Consider the following 21,386-nt stretch of genomic DNA (forward strand, 5'->3'; position numbering starts at 1 on the left):
CATGACGGGGACGAGGCGCGGGTGGGCGCTGCCGTCCCCGCGTAACTGTTCTTTTGCCAAACGGTCTTGGCCGAATGTGGAGATGCGCGGATGAATGAGTCCAGGTCCGATTCAGTACTGGCCCGGCTGCTGGCCGATGCCGCGCCGTCGGAGCACCGGCGGTTGGTTCTCGACCTCGTGAGCCGTACGGCGGTGGCGGCGCTGAAGGCCGCCCGCCCGGAGGCCGCCGACACCTTGGACACCGCGCTCGCCTTCACCGAGCTCGGCTTCGACTCACTGGCCTCGGTCGACCTCCAGGCCCGCCTGGTCGCGGCCACCGGCCTCGACCTGCCGGTCACCGTGGTCTACGAGTGCCCGACCCCGGCCGCGCTGGTCGACCGGCTGCTCGCCGGGGCGCTCGGCGCCGTCACCCCCGAACCGGCCCCGACCGCCAACCTCGGCGCGGGCATGGGGGCACCTTCCGGCCGCCAGGCTGGGGGAGAGCCGATCGCGATCGTCGGCATCGGCTGCCGGTTCGCGGGCGGGGTCGACTCGCCGGAGCGGCTCTGGCAGCTCCTGCGCGACGGCGGCGAGGTGCTCTCCGACTTCCCCGAGGACCGCGGCTGGGACCTCGACCGGCTGTTCGACGAGGACCCGGAGACCCCCGGCAGCAGCTACGTCCGGCGCGGCGGGTTCATCGACACCGCCACCGAGTTCGACGCCGACTTCTTCGGCATCAGCCCGCGCGAGGCGCTGGGCATGGACCCCCAGCAGCGGCTGGTCCTGGAAACCGCCTGGCAGGCCCTGGAACACGCCGGGGTCGACCCGCTCGCGCTGCGCGGCACCGAGGCCGGGATGTTCTTCGGCGCCGAGGTGCAGGAGTACGGCCCGCGGCTGCACGAGGCCCCCGACGGCCTCGACGCCTACCTGCTGACCGGCAACGCCCCCAGCGTCATCTCCGGCCGGGTGGCCTACGTGCTCGGCGCGCTGGGCCCCGCGGTCACCGTGGACACCGCCTGCTCGGCCTCACTGGTCGCGATCCACCTGGCCTGCCAGTCGCTGCGCGCGGGCGAGTCCTCGCTGGCGCTGGCCGGCGGCGTCGCCGTGATGGGCGGCCCCGGCGTCTTCACCGCCTTCAGCCGCCAGCGCGGCCTGGCCCCCGACGGCCGCTGCAAGCCCTTCGCGGCCGCGGCGGACGGCACCGGCTTCGCCGAGGGCGTCGGCGTCGTGGTCCTGGAGCGGCTCTCCGAGGCCCGGCGCAACAACCACCGGGTGCTGGCCGTGGTGCGCGGCTCGGCCGTCAACCAGGACGGCGCCAGCAACGGGCTCACCGCGCCCAGCGGCACCTCCCAGCAGCGGGTGATCCGCCAGGCCCTGGCCAACGCCGGGCTGCGGGCCGACGAGGTGGACGCCGTCGACGCGCACGGCACCGGCACCACGCTCGGCGACCCGATCGAGGCCACCGCGCTGCTCGCCACCTACGGGCAGGACCGGCCCGAGGACGCGCCGCTGCTGCTCGGCTCGGCCAAGTCGAACCTGGGCCACACCCAGGGCGCCGCCGGCGTGGCCGGGGTGATCAAGATGGTGCTGAGCATGCGGCACGGCTACCTGCCGAAGAGCCTGCACATCGACGCCCCGAGCCCGTACGTCAACTGGTCGGCCGGCGCGGTCGAACTGCTCGCCGAAGGCCGGCCGTGGCCCGAGACCGGGGCGCCGCGCCGCTCCGGCGTCTCCTCTTTCGGCGTCAGCGGCACCAACGCCCACGTCCTGCTGGAGCACGACGCCGAGGCCGAGCGGCCGCCCGCCGCGGAGCCCGCCGCCGACCCGGCCGACTCCGGCGTGCTGCCGTACGTGCTGTCGGCGCGCGGCGAGCAGGCGCTGCGCGACCGGGCCGCGGACCTGCTCCCGCTGCTGGAGGGCGACGAGCTCCGCCTCGCCGACCTCTCCCGGGCGCTGGCCACCACCCGGGCCGGCCTGGCCGACCGGGCCGCGATCGTCGCCGGGGACCGTGCGGAGCTGCGCGCCGCCCTGGACGCCATCGCCTCCGGCTCCGCCCCGGCCGGCTCCGCCCCGGCCGGCTCCGCCCCGGCCGGCACCGCCGCGACCGGCGTCGCCGGCCCCGGCAAGCTCGCCTTCCTGTTCACCGGCCAGGGCAGCCAGCGGCTCGCGATGGGCCGCGAACTCCTCGCCGCCTTCCCGGTGTTCGCCGAGGCCCTGGAGCGGGCCTGCGGCTACCTGGACCTCCAGCTGGACCTGCCGCTCACCGAGGTGCTGTTCGCCGCCGAGGGCTCGCCCGAGGCCGAGCTGCTGCACCGCACCGAGTATGCCCAGCCGGCCCTGTTCGCGGTCGAGGTCGCGCTGTTCCGCCTTGCCGAGAGCTGGGGCCTGCGCCCCGACTACCTGGCCGGGCACTCCATCGGCGAGCTGGCCGCCGCGCACGTGGCCGGGGTCCTCACCCTGGAGGACGCCGCCATCCTGGTGGCCGCGCGCGGCCGGCTGATGCAGGCCCTGCCGGCCGGCGGCGCGATGGTCGCGGTGCAGGCCACCGAGGCCGAGGTGGCGCCGCTGCTCACCGACCGGGTCGGCCTCGCGGCGGTCAACGGCCCGCGCGCGGTGGTGCTCTCCGGCGACGAGGCGCAGGTGCTGCGGATCGCCGGGGAACTGGCGGAGGCGGGGCACCGGACCAAGCGGCTGCGGGTGAGCCACGCCTTCCACTCGCCGCTGATGGAGCCGATGCTCGCCGAGTTCCGCCGGATCGCGAAGGTCCTGACGTACACGGCGCCGAAGATCCCGATCGTCTCCACGGTCACCGGCGAGCTGTGCACCGCCGCGGTGGCGACGCCCGAGTACTGGGTCGAGCACGTGGCCGCGCAGGTGCGGTTCGCCGGCGCGATGGAGTGGCTGGCCGGCGCCGGGGTCGACACCTTCCTGGAGATCGGCCCGGACGGCGTGCTCTGCGCCATGGGCCAGGAGTGCCTGGACGGCTCCCCGGCCGTCTTCGCCCCGCTGCTGCGCCGCGAGCACTCCGAGCCGCGGCAGGCCCTGGCGGCCCTGGCGGCGGCCTACTGCGCCGGGGTGCCGGTGGACTGGGCCCGCTTCCACGCCGGCCGCAACGGGCGCCCGGTCGAGCTGCCGAACTACCCCTTCCAGCGCAAGCGGTTCTGGCTGGAGCCGGGCTCGGCCCGCGCCGACCTCGCCGACCTCGGCCAACTGCCCGCCGGACACCCGCTGTTGAGCGCGGTGGTGGCCGTCGGCGCGGACGGGGTGGTGCTCACCGGGCACCTCTCGCTGCGGACCCAGCCCTGGCTGGGCGACCACGTCATCGCCGGGCGGGTGCTCTTCCCCGGCACCGCCTTCGTCGAGCTGGCCGTGCGCGCGGGCGACCACGTGGGCGCCGGCGCGATCGAGGAACTCACCCTGGGCGCCCCACTGGTGCTGCCCGCCGAGGGCGGCGCGGGCATCCAGGTCGCGGTGGGCGAGCCCGACGAGACCGGCCGCCGCCGGCTGACCATCCACTCCCGGGCGGACGGCGCGGACGCCGGGCACTGGACCCAGCACGCCGAGGGTGTGCTGGCCCCCGAGGCCGAGCCGCTGCCCCGCCCGTTGGACAGCTGGCCGCCGCAGGGCGCCGAGGCGATCGACCTCGCCGGCGTCTACCAGGCGCTGGCGGCCCAGGGCTACGGCTACGGCCCGGCGTTCCAGGGCCTGCGGGCCGCCTGGCGGCAGGGCGGCGAGGTCTTCGCCGAGGTCGAGCTGCCCGCCGAACTCGTGGCCGACGCCGCCGAGTTCGGCCTGCACCCGGCGCTGCTGGACGCCGCCCTGCACGCCGCTGACCTGGGCGCCGAGCCCCGCGCCGAGGTGCTGGTGCCGTTCGCCTGGACCGGGGTGTCGCTGCACGCCGCGGGCGCCGCCTCGGTGCGGGTGCGGATCTCCCACCCGGGCAAGGACACCCTCGCGCTCGACTTCGCCGACGCCACCGGCGCGCCGCTGGCCACCGTGCGCGGTCTGGTCTCCCGTCCGGTCTCGGACGACGAAGTCCTATACGCCGTACGGCAGTCGCCGCTGGGCCCGCCGGCCCAGTCGGAGCCGCTGCGGATCGCGGTGCTGGAGGACGGCGGCCTCGCCGGCCTCGCCGACCCGCTGCCGCGGGCCGTGGTGCTGCGCGCGGCGGCCGGCTCCGAGGAGCTTCCGCTCGCGGCCCGGGGCGCCACCGCCCGGGTGCTGGGGGTGCTCCAGGCCTGGCTGGCCGAGGACCGCTTCGCCGACACCACCCTGGTCGTGGTCGTCTCGCCCGCGCTCGCCGAGGCGCCCGTCCGCGGCCTGGTGCGCTCGGCGCAGGCGGAGAACCCCGGACGCCTCGTCCTGATCGAGCACCCGGGCCTGCCCACCGAGGCCGAGCTGTCCGCCGCCCTCGCCACCGGCGAGCCGGAACTCTCGCTGCTGGACGGCGAGTTCACCGCTCCGCGGCTGGCCGTGCTGCCCTCGGCGGCGAACCCGGCGCCCGAGTGGGGCACCGTGCTGATCACCGGCGGCACCGGCGGCCTGGGCGGACTGCTGGCCCGCCACCTGGTCGCCGAACACGGCGTGCGCAGCCTGGTGCTGGCCGGCCGCCGCGGCTCCGCGCCCGAGCTCCGGGCCGAACTGGTCGCGGCGGGCGCCGAGGTGGCCGTGGTCGGCTGCGACGTCGGCGACCGCGACGCGGTGGCCGCGCTGCTCGCCGCCCACCCGGTCGACTCGGTAATCCACGCCGCCGGAACGGTGCGCGACGGCGTGATCGGCTCGCTCACCGAAGAAGCGCTGGCGGAGGTGTTCCGGGCCAAGGTGGACGGAGCCTGCCACCTCCACGAACTCACCGCCGAGCTCGACCTCAAGGCCTTCGTGCTGTTCTCCTCGCTCGCCGCCGTCCTCGACGGCGCCGGGCAGGGCAACTACGCGGCGGCCAACGCCTTCCTGGACGCGCTGGCCGAGCACCGCGCCTCGCTGGGCCTGCCCGCCACCGCCCTCGCCTGGGGCCTGTGGACCGGCGAGGCCGGCATGGGCGCCGCGCTCGACGAGGCGACGCTGGCCCGGATCGCCCGCTACGGGGTGCCCGGACTGGACGCGGCGCACTCGCTGCGCCTGTTCGACGCCGCCGTGCGCACCGGCGCGGCCCGGGTGGTCCCCGTCGAGGTGGACGCCGCCGCCGTGCGCGGCCGCGCCGACGGCATCCCGGCGCTGCTCAGCGGCCTGGTGCGACCGGTCAACCGCCGGGCGTCGGCGGCCCGCGGCACCCGCGACCTGGCCGCCGCCGGCGCCCTGGGCGCGCTGCCCGCCGCCGACCGGGACCGCACCCTGCTGGAGCTGGTCCGCACCGAGGTGGCGGCCGTGCTGCGGCACGACAGCGCGGCGGCGATCAGCCCGACCCGGGCGTTCACCGAGCTCGGCTTCGACTCGCTGGCCGCCGTGGAGCTGCGCAACCGCCTCAACTCGGCGACCGGGCTGCGGCTTCCGGCCACCCTCGTCTTCGACTACCCGGCGCCGAAGGTGCTGGCCGAGCACATCCGCGACACCCTGTTCGGCGGCGAGCCCGTGGCGCCGGCCGCTCCGGTGGCGGCGCTCGCCGGCCCGGCCGAGGACCCGATCGTGATCGTCGGGATGAGCTGCCGCTACCCCGGCGGCGTCGAGTCGCCCGAGGACCTGTGGCGGCTGGTCGCCGACGGCGTCGACACCATCGCGGACTTTCCCACCGACCGCGGCTGGGACACCGAGGCGATCTTCGACCCGGAGCCCGGCACGCCCGGCAAGACCTACTCCCGCGAGGGCGGGTTCCTCTACCGGGCGGCCGAGTTCGACGCCGACTTCTTCGGGATCAGCCCGCGCGAGGCGGTCGCGATGGACCCGCAGCAGCGCCTGCTGCTGGAGGTCTCCTGGGAGGCCTTCGAGCGCGCGGGCATCGACCCGGCGACGGTCCGCGGGAGCGCGACCGGGGTGTTCGCCGGTGTGATGTACCACGACTACGGCAGCTGGCTCACCGACGCCCCCGAGGAGGTGGCCGCCTACTTCGGCAACGGCACCCTCGGCAGCGTGGTCTCCGGCCGCGTCGCCTACGCGCTCGGGCTCGAAGGACCGGCCGTCACCGTCGACACCGCCTGCTCCTCCTCGCTGGTCACCCTGCACCTGGCCGCGCAGGCGCTGCGCGGCGGCGAGTGCACCCTCGCCCTGGCCGGCGGCGTCACCGTGATGTCCACCCCCGACACCTTCATCGACTTCAGCCGCCAGCGGGGCCAGGCCGCCGACGGGCGCTGCAAGTCCTTCGCGGCCGCGGCCGACGGCACCGGCTGGGGCGAGGGCGTCGGCATGCTGGTGCTGGAGCGCCGCTCGGACGCGGAGCGCAACGGGCACCGGGTGCTCGCCGTGCTGCGCGGCAGCGCGATCAACCAGGACGGCGCGTCCAACGGGCTGACCGCCCCCAACGGGCCCTCGCAGCAGCGGGTGATCCGCCAGGCGCTGGCCAGCTCCGGACTGTCGGCCGCCGAGGTCGACGTGGTCGAGGCGCACGGCACCGGCACGACCCTGGGCGACCCGATCGAGGCGCAGGCGCTGCTGGCCACCTACGGCCAGGAGCACTCGGCGGACCGGCCGCTGTGGCTGGGCTCGATCAAGTCCAACATCGGGCACACCCAGGCCGCCGCCGGCGTCGCCGGGGTGATCAAGATGGTCCAGGCGATGCGCCACGGCGTGCTGCCCAAGACCCTGCACGTGGACGCCCCCTCGGACCAGGTGGACTGGACGGCGGGCGCCGTCGAACTGCTCACCGAGTCCCGGGACTGGCCCGAGGCCGAGCACCCGCGCCGCGCCGCCGTCTCCTCCTTCGGCATCAGCGGCACCAACGCCCACGTCATCCTGGAGCAGGCCCCGGCCGTCGAGGAGACGCCGGCCACCGGCACCCCGCCCACCCTGGTGGCGCTGCCCGTCTCGGCCCGCAGCCCCGAGGCGCTGGCCGCCCAGGCCGAGCGGCTGGCCGCCGTCGACGAGCGGGAACTCGCCGACCTGGGCCTCGCCCTGGCCACCACCCGCGGCGACCACCCGTACCGCGCCGTGGTGCTGGCCGACGAGCGCGCCGGACTCGACGCCGCGCTGGCCGCGCTGAGCGCCGGTACGGACGCCCCCGGGCTGGTCACCGGCACCGTCGACGAGGGCGCCCTGGCCTTCCTCTTCTCCGGCCAGGGCTCGCAGCGCCCCGGCATGGGACGGGAGCTGTACGACGCCTTCCCGGTCTACGCCGAGCACTTCGACGCCGTCGCCGCCCACTTCGACGACGGGCTCAAGGAGGTGGTCTTCGACGCCGTCGCCGAGCCGCTGAGCCGGACCGCGTACACCCAGGCCGCGCTGTTCGCCACCGAGGTGGCGCTCTTCCGGCTGCTGGAGTCCTTCGGCCTGCGCCCGGACTTCCTGGCCGGCCACTCCATCGGCGAGCTGGCCGCCGCCCACGTCAGCGGCGTCTGGTCACTGGCGGACGCGGCGAAGGCGGTCGCCGCCCGGGGCCGGCTGATGCAGGCACTGCCCGAGGGCGGCGCGATGGTCGCGGTCCGGGCGGGAGAGGCCGAGGTGCTGCCGCTGCTGGACGAGCGGGTCAGCGTCGCGGCGGTCAACGGACCGCGCTCGGTGGTGCTCTCCGGCGACACCGAAGCGGTGCTGGAGCTGGCGGCCCGCTTCGAGCGGTCCAAGCGGCTGACCGTCTCGCACGCCTTCCACTCGCCCCGGATGGACGGCATGCTGGCCGAGTTCGGCGCCGTGCTGGCCGAGCTGGACTACGCCGAACCGGCCATCCCGATCGTCTCCACCCTGACCGGCCGCCCGGCGAGCCCGGCCGAGCTGCGCAGCCCCGAGTACTGGGTCCGGCACGTCCGGGAGAGCGTGCGCTTCGCCGACGCCGTCGCCGCGCTGGCCGAGCAGGGCGTCACCACCTTCCTGGAGCTGGGCCCGGACTCGGTGCTGAGCGCCATGGGCCCGGACTGCCTGGCCGAGGACGCGGCGGCGGTCTTCGCCCCGGTCGCCCGCAAGGGCAAGCCCGAGGTCGCGGAGCTGCTGGGCGCCCTCGCGCTGGCCCACACCCGCGGCGCCGCCCTGGACTGGCCCGCCCTCTACGGCGACTACACCCCCCGGCCGGTCGAGCTGCCGACCTACGCCTTCCACCACCGGCGGTTCTGGCTGGACGTCCCGGCCGCCAAGGGCGACGCGGGCAGCCTCGGCCAGGCGCCGGTCGACCACCCGCTGGTCGGCGCCGAGATCCGGCTGGCCGCCTCCGACGAGGTGGTGCTGACCGGCCGGGTCTCGCGCGCCACCCACCCGATGCTGGCCGAGCACGCCGTCCTCGGCACCGTCCTGCTGCCGGGAACGGTCCTGGTCGACCTGGCGATCCGGGCCGGCGACCTGCTCGGCCTGCCCGTCCTGGAGGAACTCACCCTCCAGGCACCGCTGCTGCTGCCGGAGTCGGGCGCCGTCCAGCTCCAGGTCGTCGCCGCGCGCGGCGGAGCCGTGCGGGTCTTCTCCCGGCCGGCCGGCTCCGAGGACGCCGCCTGGACCACCAACGCCACCGGCCTGCTCGCGGAGCGCGGCGAGGCCCGCCCCGAGCCGTCCGCCCAGTGGCCGCCGGCCGGCGCGACCGAGGTCGACGTCACCGGCCTGTACGAGCGGATGCGCGCCGAGGGCTACCAGTACGGCCCGGTCTTCCAGGGCGTCAAGGCGGCCTGGCGGCGCGGCGAGGAGGTCTTCACCGAGCTCGAACTGCCCGCCGCCGAACGACCCGACGCCGCCCGCTTCGGCCTGCACCCCGCCCTGCTGGACGCCGCGCTGCACGCCACCTCCCTGCTGGACGAGGGACGCGACGCACCGGCGGACGGCAAGGTGCTGCTCCCGTTCGCCTGGAACGGGGTCGAACTGCACACCGGTGGCGCCTCGGCGGCCCGGGTGCGGCTGACCCGCCAGGCCGGCGACGGCATCCGGATCGAGCTGGCCGACGGCGCCGGGGCCCCGGTCGCCACGGTCTCCTCCTTCGTGACCCGCCCGGTGGCGGCCGGACAGCTCGGCCCCCAGCAGGACTCGCTGTACGCGGTGGAGCTGACCCCCCGCCCCGACCTGGCCCCCCAGGGCGTCGGCGACCGGCGGTTCGCGGTGCTCGGCACCGACGGTCTCGGCCTCGGCCTGCCCGTCCACCGGGACCTGGCCGCGCTCGGCGACGCCGTCCCCGACGTCCTGCTGCTGCCGGTCCCGACGCCGGCCGGCGAGCCGGTGCCGGACGGCGTGCGCGCCGCCCTGCGGGCCGCGCTCGGCCCCGTCCAGGAGTGGCTGCGCGAGGAGCGGTACGCCAAGGCGACGCTGGTGGTGCTGACCGGTCAGGGCCTGGCGGACGCCGCCGTGCGCGGCCTGGTCCGCGCGGCGCAGGCCGAGGACCCGGGCCGGATCGTCCTGGTGGACTCCGACGGCGGCCTCACCCTGCCGCTGCTGGCCGCCGCCCTCGACTCCAGGGAGGGCGAGCTGGCGCTGCGCGACGGCGGTGTCCTGGTGCCCCGCCTGGCCAGGGTCCAGCCGCCGCGGACCGAGCGGGACGACCCCGAGTGGGGCACCGTGCTGATCACCGGCGGCACCGGTGGCCTGGGCGCGCTGCTGGCCCGGCACCTGGTCACCGAGCACGGCGTGCGCAGCCTGGTGCTGGCCGGACGCCGCGGCCTCCAGGCCCCCGAGGCCCGGGAGCTGCGGGCCGAGCTGGCCGAACTGGGCGTAGAGGCCGCCGTGGTGGCCTGTGACGTCGCCGACCGGGCCGCGCTGGCCGCGCTGCTCGCCGAGCACCCGGTCCACAGCGTGGTGCACACCGCGGGCGTCCTGGACGACGCCCTGTTCGGCTCGCTGACCCCCGAGCGGATCGACTCGGTGCTGCGGCCCAAGGTCGACGGCGCCTGGCACCTGCACGAGCTGACCGCCGACCGGGAGATCGGCAGGTTCGTGCTGTTCTCCTCGGTGGCCGGCACCCTGGACGCCACCGGGCAGGGCAACTACGCCGCCGCCAACGTCTTCCTGGAGGCACTGGCCGAGCAGCGGGCCGCGGCCGGCCTGCCGGCCACCGCGCTGGCCTGGGGCCTGTGGGCGGGGGCCGGCGGGATGGGCGGCCAGCTCGACGAGGCCGAACGGGAGCGGATCGAGCGCTCCGGCATCGGCGCGCTGGACCCGGCCGAGGGGCTGGCCCTGTTCGACGCCGCCCTGCGCGCCGGGCGCCCCACCCTGGTGCCGGTCCGGCTGGACCTGGCGGCGCTGCGCGAGCGCGGCGAGTCCGTCCCCGCCGTGCTGCGCGCCCTGGTGCGGCCCGCCGTCCGCCGGGACGCGGCCACCGCCGCCGGCTCCGGCGCCGCCGGCGCCGCGGCCTCGCTCGTCCAGCGGCTGGGCACCCTGCCGGCCGCCGACCACGAGCACGCGGTGCTGGAGGCGGTCCGCGCCCAGGTGGCCGCCGTCCTCGGGCACGACGGCCCGTCGTCCGTCCAACCCCGGCGCGCGTTCACCGAGTTGGGCTTCGACTCGCTCGCCGCGGTGGAACTGCGCAACAAGCTCAACGCGGTCAGCGGGCTGCGCCTGCCGTCCACGATGATCTTCGACTACGCCACCCCGGCGGCGCTCGCCGCGTACCTGCTGGACAGGCTGCGGCCGCAGCGCGCCGAGGCCGCGGCCGAGGAGCCCGACGACGCCGGGGTGGCCGAGCTGCTGGCCGGCATCCCGGTGGCCAGGCTCCGCGAGGCCGGACTGCTGGAGCAGCTGCTGAAGCTCTCCGCCGGCGCCCCCGCCGAGGCCGCCCCGGCCCCGGCCCCGGCCGCCGCGCCGGCCGAGCCCGAGGCCGACCGCACCTCGGCGATCAAGAACATGGACATCTCCGACCTCATCCGCACTGCGCTCGACCGTAGCGACGCCAAGTAATCAGGGAGCGACACCGACCGTGGATACATCTGTCGAGCAGATAGTCGAGGCGCTGCGCGAGTCGTTGCTGGAGAACGAACGACTGCGCCAGCAGAACACGCGGATCGAGGCCGCGGCGAACGAGCCGATCGCGATCGTGGCGATGAGCTGCCGCTACCCCGGCGGCGTCAGCTCGCCCGAGCAGCTGTGGCAGCTGGTCGACCAGGGCGTGGACGCGGTGGGGGACTTCCCCGCCGACCGCGACTGGGACGTCGAGGGGCTGTACGACCCGGACCCGGACGCCCCGGGCAAGACCCACGTCCGCGAGGGCGCCTTCCTCTACGACGCGCCGCGCTTCGACGCCGCGTTCTTCGGCATCTCGCCGCGCGAGGCGATCGCGATGGACCCCCAGCAGCGCCTGCTGCTGGAGGTCTCCTGGGAGGCGTTCGAGCGGGCCAACATCGACCCGCACGCCCTGCGCGGCAGCCGCACCGGCATCTTCGCCGGCGTGATGTACCACGACTACGGCAGCTGGCTGGCCGAGGTCCCCGAGGGCGTCGAGGGCTACCTCGGCAACGGCAACCTGGGCAGCGTCGCCTCGGGCCGGGTCTCCTACACCCTGGGCCTGGAGGGGCCCGCCGTCACCGTGGACACCGCCTGCTCCTCCTCGCTGGTCGCGCTGCACCTGGCGGTCCAGGCGCTGCGCACCGGCGAGTGCGCCTACGCGCTGGCCGGCGGCGTCACCGTGATGTCCACCCCGGACACCTTCGTGGACTTCAGCCGCCAGCGCGGGCTCTCGCTGGACGGCCGCTGCAAGTCCTTCGCCGCCTCGGCGGACGGCACCGGCTGGGGCGAGGGCGTCGGCATGGTGCTGCTGGAGCGCCTGTCGGACGCCGAGCGCAACGGCCACCGGGTGCTCGCCGTGGTCCGCGGCAGCGCGATCAACCAGGACGGCGCCTCCAACGGCCTGACCGCCCCCAACGGGCCGTCCCAGCAGCGGGTGATCCGCCAGGCGCTGGCCAACGCCAGGCTCACCGCCGACCAGGTGCACCTGGTCGAGGCGCACGGCACCGGCACCCCGCTCGGCGACCCGATCGAGGCGCAGGCGCTGCTCGCGACCTACGGCCAGGAGCGCGCCGACGGCGAGCCGCTGTGGCTGGGCTCGATCAAGTCGAACATCGGCCACACCCAGGCCGCCGCCGGCGTCGCCGGGGTGATCAAGCTGGTGATGGCCATGCGCCACGGCCGGATGCCCAGGACGCTGCACGTCAACGAGCCCACCCCGCAGGTGGACTGGACCGAGGGCGCGGTCGAACTGCTCACCGAGCCCAGGGACTGGCCGAAGGGCGCCGAGCCCCGGCGCGCCGCCGTCTCCTCCTTCGGCATCAGCGGCACCAACGCCCACGTGATCCTGGAGGGCGTGCCCGAGCCCGAGGCGTCGCCGCAGGCCGCTGACGTGGCCGGACCGCTGCCGCTGGTGCTCTCCGGCAAGGGGGAGCAGGGTCTCGCCGGCCAGGCGCGGCGGCTGCTCGACCACCTGGACAGCGCCCCGCTGCCCGACCTCGCCTGGACCCTCGCCACCTCCCGCGCCGCGCTCGGCGAGCGCGCCGTGGTGATCGGCGCGGACCGCGCCGCGCTGGCCGCCGGGCTCACCGAGCTGGCCGCCGGACGCGCCGCGGCCGGCGTGGTGCGCGGCGGGCGCCAGAACGAGTCCCGGATCGCCTTCGTCTTCCCCGGCCAGGGCTCCCAGTGGATCGGCATGGCGGCCGAACTGCTGGACTCCTCACCGGTGTTCGCCGCCCGGATGGCCGAGTGCGCCCAGGCGCTGGCCCCGCACACGGACTGGGACCTGCTGGAGGTCATCCGCGACGCCGGCTCGCTGGAGCGGGTCGACGTGGTGCAGCCCGCGCTCTGGGCGGTCATGGTGTCGCTGGCCGAGCTGTGGCGCTCCTACGGGGTGCGCCCGGCCGCCGTCATCGGGCACTCCCAGGGCGAGATCGCGGCCGCCTGCGTGGCCGGGGCGCTCTCGCTGGCCGACGGCGCCAAGGTGGCGGCCCTGCGCAGCCTGGCCATCGCGGACGACCTGTCCGCGCGCGGCGGCATGATGTCGGTCGCGCTGGCCGCCGGGCAGGTCCACGAGCGGCTCGCCGCGTACCAGGGGCGGCTCTCGGTGGCCGCCGTCAACGGCGCGGCCTCGGTGGTCGTCTCCGGCGACCCCGACGCGCTGGACGAGCTGCAGGTCGCGCTGCGCGCCGACGGCGTGCGGGCCAAGCGGCTGCCGGTGGACTACGCCTCCCACTCGGCCCAGGTGGAGACGATCCGCGAGCGGCTCCTCAAGGAGCTCGCCGGGCTGAGCCCGCGCTCCGCCGAGGTGCCGTTCTACTCCACGGTGACCGGCACACTGTTCGACACCGCGGGCCTGGACGCCGACTACTGGTACACCAACCTGCGCCAGAGCGTGCTCTTCGAGGGCACCACCCGGCTGCTGCTCGACAGCGGCTACGGCGTCTTCGTCGAGTGCAGCCCGCACCCGGTGCTGCTGAACAGCGTGGCGGAGACGGCGGAGGCGCTGGACGCCGAGATCGCCGGGATCGGCTCGCTGCGCCGCGACGAGGGCGGCCCGGAGCGCTTCCTGACCTCGCTGGCCGAGGCGCACGTCCAGGGCGTCGCCCTCGACTGGGCGGCGGTCTTCGCCGGGACCTCGATGCGCAAGGTGGACCTGCCCACCTACGCCTTCCAGCGCGAGCGGTTCTGGCTCGGCGGCTCCCAGGCGGTGGGCGACGTGACGGCGGCCGGCCTGGTCGCCGCCGGACACCCGCTGCTCGGCGCCTCGGTCGCGGTCGCCGACGGCGGCGGCATGCTCTTCACCGGCCGGCTCGCCACCGCCACCGCGCCCTGGCTCGCCGACCACGCGGTGGGCGGCACGGTCCTGCTGCCGGGCACCGCGTTCGTGGAACTGGCCGTCAAGGCCGGCGACGAGGTCGGCTGCGGCCGGGTGGCCGAACTGACCATGGAGGTGCCGCTGCTGCTGCCCGAGCGCGGCGCCGTCCAACTCCAGCTGCACGTCGGCGAGTCGGACGACTCGGGCCGGCGCCCGCTGACCGTGCACTCGCGCCCCGAGGGCGGCGAGGGCGAGTGGACCCGGCACGCCAGCGGCCTGCTGGAGCCGGACACCGCCGAGGCCGGCTTCGACCTGGCGGCCTGGCCCCCGGCCGGCGCCCAGGCCCTCCCAGTGGACGGCGTGTACGAGGCGCTGGCCGCCCAGGGCTACCACTACGGCCCCGCCTTCCAGGGCCTCAAGGCCGCCTGGCGGCGCGCCGACGAGGTCTTCGCCGAGGTCGAACTCCCGGTCGAGGAAGGCCGGTTCGCCCTGCACCCGGCGCTCTTCGACGCCGCCCTGCACGCCGCCGGACTCGGCGGCGACCAGGAGCCGGAGCAGGCCCGGCTGCCCTTCGCCTGGAACGGCGTCTCGCTGTACGCCTCCGGAGCCAGGGCCCTGCGCCTGCGGATCACCGGCACCGACGCCCTGACCATCCAGCTCGCCGACACCACCGGCGCCCCGGTGGCCTCGGTGGACGCGCTGACCACCCGGGCGGTCGACCCCGCCGCGCTCGGCGCGGCCGGCCGCGCCGACGCCCTGTTCCGGCTCGACTGGCCGCTCGTCGAGGCGCGGGGCCCGGTCCCCGCGCACGCGGTGCTCGGCGAGGGCGGCCTCGCCGGACTCGCGACCGTACCGGAGTTCGTGGTCCTGCCGGTGAGCCGGGACGAGGACCCGGTCACCGGCACCCGGGCCGCCTGCGCCGAGGTGCTGGAGACCCTGCGGCAGTGGCTGGACAGCGAGCAGGCCGCCGCCTCCCGCCTGGTGGTGCTCACCAGGGGAGCGGTGGCGGTGGGCGCCGAGGGCGTCCAGGACCTCGCCGCGGCCGCCGTCTGGGGCCTGGTCCGCGCCGCCCAGGGCGAGAACCCCGAGCAGTTCGTCCTGGTCGACGCCGACCGGGACACCACCGTGGAGCAGGCCCTGGCGGCGGCCGCCGCCTCGGCGGAGCCCCAACTCGCCGTCCGCGACGGCAAGGTGCACGTCCCCCGGCTGGCCCGGAGCGCGCCCCAGGGCACCGGCAGCCCGCTCGACGCCGAGGGCACCGTGCTGATCACCGGCGGCACCGGCGTGCTCGGCGCGCTGGTGGCCCGGCACTTGGTGGCCGAGCACGGCGTGCGCCACCTGCTGCTGGCCGGGCGCAGCGGCGTCGCCCAGGACGACTTCGCCGGCCTGGACGCGGAGATCACCGTCGCCAAGTGCGACGCCTCCGACCGCGAGCAGCTCGCCGCGCTGCTCGCCGACGTCCCCGCCGACCGCCCGCTGACCGCAGTGCTGCACCTGGCCGGCGCGCTGGACGACGGCCTGGTCACCACGCTCACCGACGAGCGGCTGGACGCCGTGCTGCGCCCCAAGGTGGACGCGGCCTGGCACCTGCACGAGCTGACCGCCGGCCTCGGCCTCAAGGCGTTCGTGCTGTTCTCCTCGGCCGCCGGCACCGTGGACGGCGCCGGCCAGTCCGGCTACGCCGCGGCCAACGCCTTCCTGGACGGCCTGGCCGCCCACCGCCACGCGCTCGGCCTGCCCGGCCTCTCGCTGGCCTGGGGCTTCTGGGAGCAGCGCACCGGGATGACCGCCCACCTCAGCGAGGCGGACGTGGAGCGGATGGCCCGCTCCGGGGTGCGTCCGATCACCACCGACGAGGGCCTGGCGCTGCTCGACCTCGCGCTGGCGGGGGACCGGGCACTGCTGGTGCCGATCGGCCTGGACCTGCCCGCGCTGCGCTCGGCGGGCACCTCCTCCCCGGTGCTGCGCGGCCTGCTGCGCCCGGCCGCCCGGCGCACCGCCGCCGCGGCGCCCTCGGCCCCGGGCAGCGCGCTGGACCGGCTGGCCGCGCTCGGCCGGGCCGAGCGCGACGCGGCCCTGTTCGAGCTGGTCCGCACCCATGTCGCCGCCGTGCTCGGCCACGACTCGGACATGGTGCTCGACCCGCGCCGGGCCTTCCGGGAGTGGGGCTTCGACTCGCTGACCGCGGTCGAGCTGCGCAACCGGCTCGGCCAGGCGGTCGGGCTGCGGCTGCCGGCCACCCTGGTCTTCGACTACCCGGACCCGGCCGCCCTGGTCGGCCACCTGGGCACCGAACTGTTCGGCGCCGACGAGCCGGACCAGGCCCCCGCCGCCGCCGACGACGCCCGGCCGGCCGGTGACGAGCCGATCGCGATCGTGGCGATGGCCTGCCGCTTCCCCGGCGGGGTCAGCACCCCCGAGGAGCTGTGGCAGCTGCTGGCGGACGGCGTCGACGGCATCTCCGCGTTCCCGGAGGACCGCGGCTGGGACATCGAGGGGCTGTACGACCCGGAGCCGGGCAAGGCCGGCCGGACGTACTCCCGCGAGGGTGGATTCCTGTACGACGCCGCCGACTTCGAGCCGGACTTCTTCGGGATCTCGCCGCGCGAGGCGATCGCGATGGACCCGCAGCAGCGCCTGCTGCTGGAGACCTCCTGGGAGGCGCTGGAGCGCGCCGGGATCGACCCGCACTCGGTGCGGGGCAGCGCCACCGGCGTGTTCGCCGGGGTGATGTACCACGACTACGGCAGCCGGCTCAGCAACGCGCCGGAGGACGTGCGGGACTACCTGGGCAACGGCAGCCTCGGCAGCGTGGCCTCCGGCCGGGTCGCCTACACCCTCGGCCTGGAGGGCCCGACCCTCTCAGTGGACACCGCCTGCTCCTCCTCGCTGGTGGCCCTGCACCTGGCCGCCCAGGCGCTGCGCGGCGGCGAGTGCGCCCTCGCCCTGGCCGGTGGTGTCACCGTGATGTCCACCGTGGACACGTTCGTGGACTTCAGCAGGCAGCGCAATCTCGCCGCCGACGGCCGGGCGAAGTCCTTCGCCGACGGCGCGGACGGCACCACCCTCTCCGAGGGCGCCGGCATGCTGCTGCTGGAGCGCCTGTCGGACGCCAAGCGCAACGGGCATCAGGTGCTGGCCGTCATCCGCGGCTCCGCGGTCAACCAGGACGGCGCGTCCAACGGGCTGACTGCCCCCAACGGGCCCTCGCAGCAGCGGGTGATCCGTCAGGCGCTGGCCAGTGCGGGGCTGTCGGCCGCGGACGTGGACGTGGTGGAGGCGCACGGCACCGGTACCACGCTGGGTGACCCGATCGAGGCGCAGGCGCTGCTGGCCACCTACGGCCAGGAGCACTCGGCGGACCGGCCGCTGTGGCTGGGCTCGATCAAGTCCAACATCGGGCACACCCAGGCCGCCGCCGGTGTGGCCGGGGTGATCAAGATGGTCCAGGCGATGCGCCACGGCGTGCTGCCCAGGACCCTGCACGTGGACCAGCCCTCCGGCAAGGTCGACTGGACGGCCGGCGAGGTGCGGCTGCTGACCGAGGCCCGGGAGTGGCCCGAGGTCGAGCGTCCGCGCCGGGCCGCCGTCTCCTCCTTCGGCATCAGTGGCACCAACGCCCACACCATCATCGAGGCCGTCACCGAGGAGGCCGCCGCACCCGTCGGCACCGAGCCCGCGCTGCTGCCCGTCCTGCTCTCCGGAGCCACCCCGGAGGCGCTCGCGGCCCAAGCGGCCAAGCTGACCGCCCTGGTGGACGAGCCGATCGCCGACCTCGCCTACTCGCTGGCCACCGGCCGCTCCGAACTCGGCCACCGGGCCGCGCTGGTCGCCCGCGACCGGGACGAACTCGCCGCCGCGCTGGCCGCGCTGGCGTCCGGTGAGACGGCGCCCGGGGTGCTGCGCGGCAAGCCGGTGGCCGGCAAGCTGGCCTTCCTCTTCACCGGCCAGGGCGCCCAACGCCCCGGCATGGGAAGCGAGTTGTACCGGGAGTTCGAGGCGTTCCGGCAGGCCTTCGACGAGGTCTGCGGCCACTTCGACGAGGGGCTCAAGGACCTGGTCTTCGGCACCGAAGCCGAGCCGCTGAACCGGACCGCCACCACCCAGGCCGCCCTGTTCGCCCTGGAGGTCGCGCTCTTCCGGCTGCTGGAGTCCTGGGGCATCCGGCCGGACTTCCTGGCCGGTCACTCCATCGGAGAGCTGGCCGCCGCCCACGTCGCGGGCGTGCTGAGCCTGCCGGACGCCGCCCGGCTGGTCGCGGCCCGGGGCCGGCTGATGCAGGCGTTGCCCGCCGGCGGCGTGATGCTGGCCGTCGACGCCGCCGAGGAGGAGGTGCTGGCGCACCTCGGGGAGGCCGTCGGCATCGCCGCCGTCAACGGGCCGAACGCCGTCGTGGTGTCCGGGACGGAGGAGGCGGTGGCCGCCGTCGAGGCCGCCTTCACCCACCGCCGGACCAAGCGCCTGCCGGTCAGTCACGCGTTCCACTCGCCGCTGATGGACCCGATGCTGGCGGAGTTCGCCGAGGTCGCGCGCGGCCTGGAGTTCGCCGCGCCGACGGTGCCGATCGTCTCCACCCTCACCGGCGAGCGGGCCACCACCGAGGAACTGACCTCGCCCGAGTACTGGGTGCGCCACGTGCGCGAGGCCGTCCGCTTCGCCGACGGCATCCGCGCCCTGGAGGCCGAGCAGGTCCGCACCTTCGTGGAGCTGGGCCCCGACGCGGTGCTCTCCACCATGGGCACCCACTGCCTGGCCGACCCCGAGCGCTCGGCGCTGGTCCCCGTGCTGCGCCGGGACAAGGACGAGCCGGTCGCCCTGGCCACCGCGCTGGGAGCGCTCCAGGTGCGCGGCGTCCCGATCGACTGGGCGCGGCTGCACGACGGTACGGCGGTGCGCCGCGTCGACCTGCCGACGTACGCCTTCCAGCGCCGCCGGCTCTGGCTGGACGACGGCCCGTCCGGGCCGCGCGAGGCGGCCGGATTCGGCCAGGCCGCGGCCGGGCACCCGCTGCTGGGCGCCGAACTGCGGCTGGCGGAGAGCGACACCGTCGCGCTGACCGGACGCCTCTCGCTGAGCACCCACCCGTGGCTGGCCGACCACGCCGTCGCCGGCGTGGTGCTGCTGCCCGGCAGCGCCTTCGTGGAGCTGGCGGTCCAGGCGGGCGACCGGGTGGGCGCCGCCCTGGTCGAGGAACTGGCCATCGAACGGCCGCTGGTGCTGCCCGCCCAGGGCGGGATCCAGCTCCAGGTGGTCGCCGGCGCCGCCGACGACGCCGGGCGCCGCCCGGTCACCGTGCACGCCCGCACCGAGGACGGCGGCGCCTGGTCCCGGCACGCCACCGGCGTCCTGGCCGCGTCGGACGCGCCGGAGCCCGACGCGCTCGCCGAGTGGCCGCCGGCCGGCGCCGTGCCCGTCGACCTCGACGGCGGCTACGACCGCCTCGCCGACCAGGGCTACGGCTACGGACCGCTGTTCCGCTGCCTGCGCGCCGCCTGGCGGCTGGGCGAGGAGGTCTACGCCGAACTCGCCCTGCCCGAGGAGGCCGAGCCGGCCGGCTTCGGTCTGCACCCGGCGCTGCTGGACTCCGCGCTGCACGCCATCGACCTGCTCGACGGGCAGGACCCGACGGTGATGACCCTGCCGTTCTCCTGGGAGGGCGTGACGCTGTACGCGGCGGGCGCCTCGGCCCTGCGGCTGCGGCTCACCCCGCAGAGCACCGAGCAGCTGGGCATCCGGCTCTTCGACGGCGCCGGAGCACCGGTCGCCGAGGTGTCGGCGCTGCGCATCCGGCAGGTGACCGCCGAGCAGCTGAACGCCGCCTCGGCCGCGCCGGCCTCCGGCGACCTGTACGAACTGCGCTGGGAGCAGCTGCCGTCGGCGCAGCTCCCGGACGGTGCGGGCGCCGGGCCGGACACCGTCACCATCACCGTCGACGACCTCCCGGACGCCCCGGCCCGCGCCGCTCAGGCCGGGCACCGCGCCCTGGCGGTCCTCCAGGAGCGCCTCGCCGACGGCCTCGCCGAGGGCGGTGCGCCGCTGGTGGTCGTCACCCGGGGCGCGGTCGCCGTGGACGGCGCGCCGGACCTCGCCCAGGCCGGGATCTGGGGCCTGGTGCGGGCGGCGGCCGTCGAGCACCCGGACCGGCTGGTCCTGGTCGACCTCGACGAGGACCCCGCCTCCGAGGCCGCCCTGGCGGCGGCGGTGGCCACCGGCGAACCGGAGCTGGCGCTGCGGGCCGGTCGGGCGTACGTCCCGAGGCTGGCCGAGACCGCGGTGGCGGAGGGTGTCGCGCTGGACCCGGAGGGCACCGTGCTGATCACCGGCGGCACCGGCAGTCTCGGCCGCCTGCTCGCCCGGCACCTGGTGCGCGAGCACGGCGTCCGGCACCTGCTGCTGACCAGCCGCACCGGCGTCCTGCCGGAGGAGCTGGCGGCGGACCTGGCCGAGCTGGGCGCCACCGTGACGGTGGCCGCCTGCGACGCCGCCGACCGCGCGGCGACGGCCGAACTGCTCGACGCCGTCCCGGCCGAGCACCCGCTCACCGCCGTGGTGCACGCAGCCGGCGTCCTGGACGACGCCCTGGTCACGGCGCTCACCGACGAGCGCCTGGACGCGGTGCTGCGGCCCAAGGCGGACGCGGCCTGGAACCTGCACGAGCTGACCGCCGGTCTGGACCTCAGGGCGTTCGTCCTGTTCTCCTCGGCCGCCGCCACCCTCGGGGCCGCCGGGCAGGGCAACTACGCCGCGGCCAACGCCTTCCTGGACGCCCTGGCCGCCCGGCGGCGCTCGGCGGGCCTGCCCGGGCTCGCGCTCGGCTGGGGCCTGTGGGACACCGGCTCCGGGATGGCCGGCTCGCTCGGCGAGGCGGAGCTGCGCCGGCTCTCCCGGGACGGCATCGAGCCGTTGTCGGTCGACCGGGCGCTCGCGCTCTTCGACCGGGCGCTGGGCTCGGAGCAGCCGCTGCTGCTGCCGATGAGCGTCCGGCCGACCGAGCAGGCGCCCCCGATGGTCCGCGCGCTGGCCGCCCGGACCCCGGCGCGCCGCACCGCCCAGGCGGGGCCGGCCCCGGCCGGCGAGCCGCGGCTCGTCTCGCTGCCCGAGCGGCTCGCGGCGCTCCCCGCGGCGGAGAGCCGGCAGCTGCTGCTGGACACCGTGCGCGGCCACGTCGCCGGGGTGCTCGGACACCCGGGCGCCGAGTCGGTGGACCCGGAGCGCGGGTTCGGCGAGCTCGGTGTGGACTCGCTGTCCGCGCTGGAGCTGCGCAACCGGATCGGCGCCGACACCGGTCTGCGGCTGTCCTCCACCCTCACCTTCGACTATCCGACCCCGGCGGCCATCGCCGACCACCTCTTCGACGAACTGGTCGGGGACGTGGACGGCGCGCCGGACGTCGAGGCCGAGGTGATCCGGCTGGAGTCCCTGCTGGAGGCGGCCGCGGCCGGCTCGGTCGACGAGGAGCAGCGCTCCCGGGTGGCCCTGCGGCTGCGGGCCCTGACCGCCAAGTGGGCCGGGGACGCGCACCAGGAGCCGGCCGGGCCGAGCGGTCCGGAGCTGGACACGGCCACCGCCGACGAGCTCTTCGACCTCCTGGACGGCGAGCTCGGCA

General features: G+C 76.4%; 2 protein-coding genes. Both read left to right on the plus strand.

Annotated elements, in window-relative coordinates:
- The first annotated feature begins 90 nt into the window (after positions 1-90).
- The gene (locus ACFRMQ_RS07005; protein WP_380727790.1) at positions 91-10,920 is read left to right on the plus strand and encodes an SDR family NAD(P)-dependent oxidoreductase; all 10,830 of its coding nucleotides are present in this window, start codon (positions 91-93) and stop codon (positions 10,918-10,920) included.
- A gap of 19 nt (positions 10,921-10,939) precedes the next feature.
- Positions 10,940-21,386, plus strand: a 10,447-nt coding sequence (locus tag ACFRMQ_RS07010) for an SDR family NAD(P)-dependent oxidoreductase (protein ID WP_380727792.1), incomplete at its 3' end; no start/stop codon positions are given.

Origin of the sequence: Kitasatospora sp. NPDC056783 (assembly GCF_042789895.1) — a bacterium.
GTDB lineage: Bacteria > Actinomycetota > Actinomycetes > Streptomycetales > Streptomycetaceae > Kitasatospora.

Coding starts and splice junctions, on each gene's coding strand:
- ACFRMQ_RS07005 (WP_380727790.1), top strand. CDS start 91: ATGAATGAGTCCAGGTCCGATTCAGTACTGGCCCGGCTGCTGGCCGAT.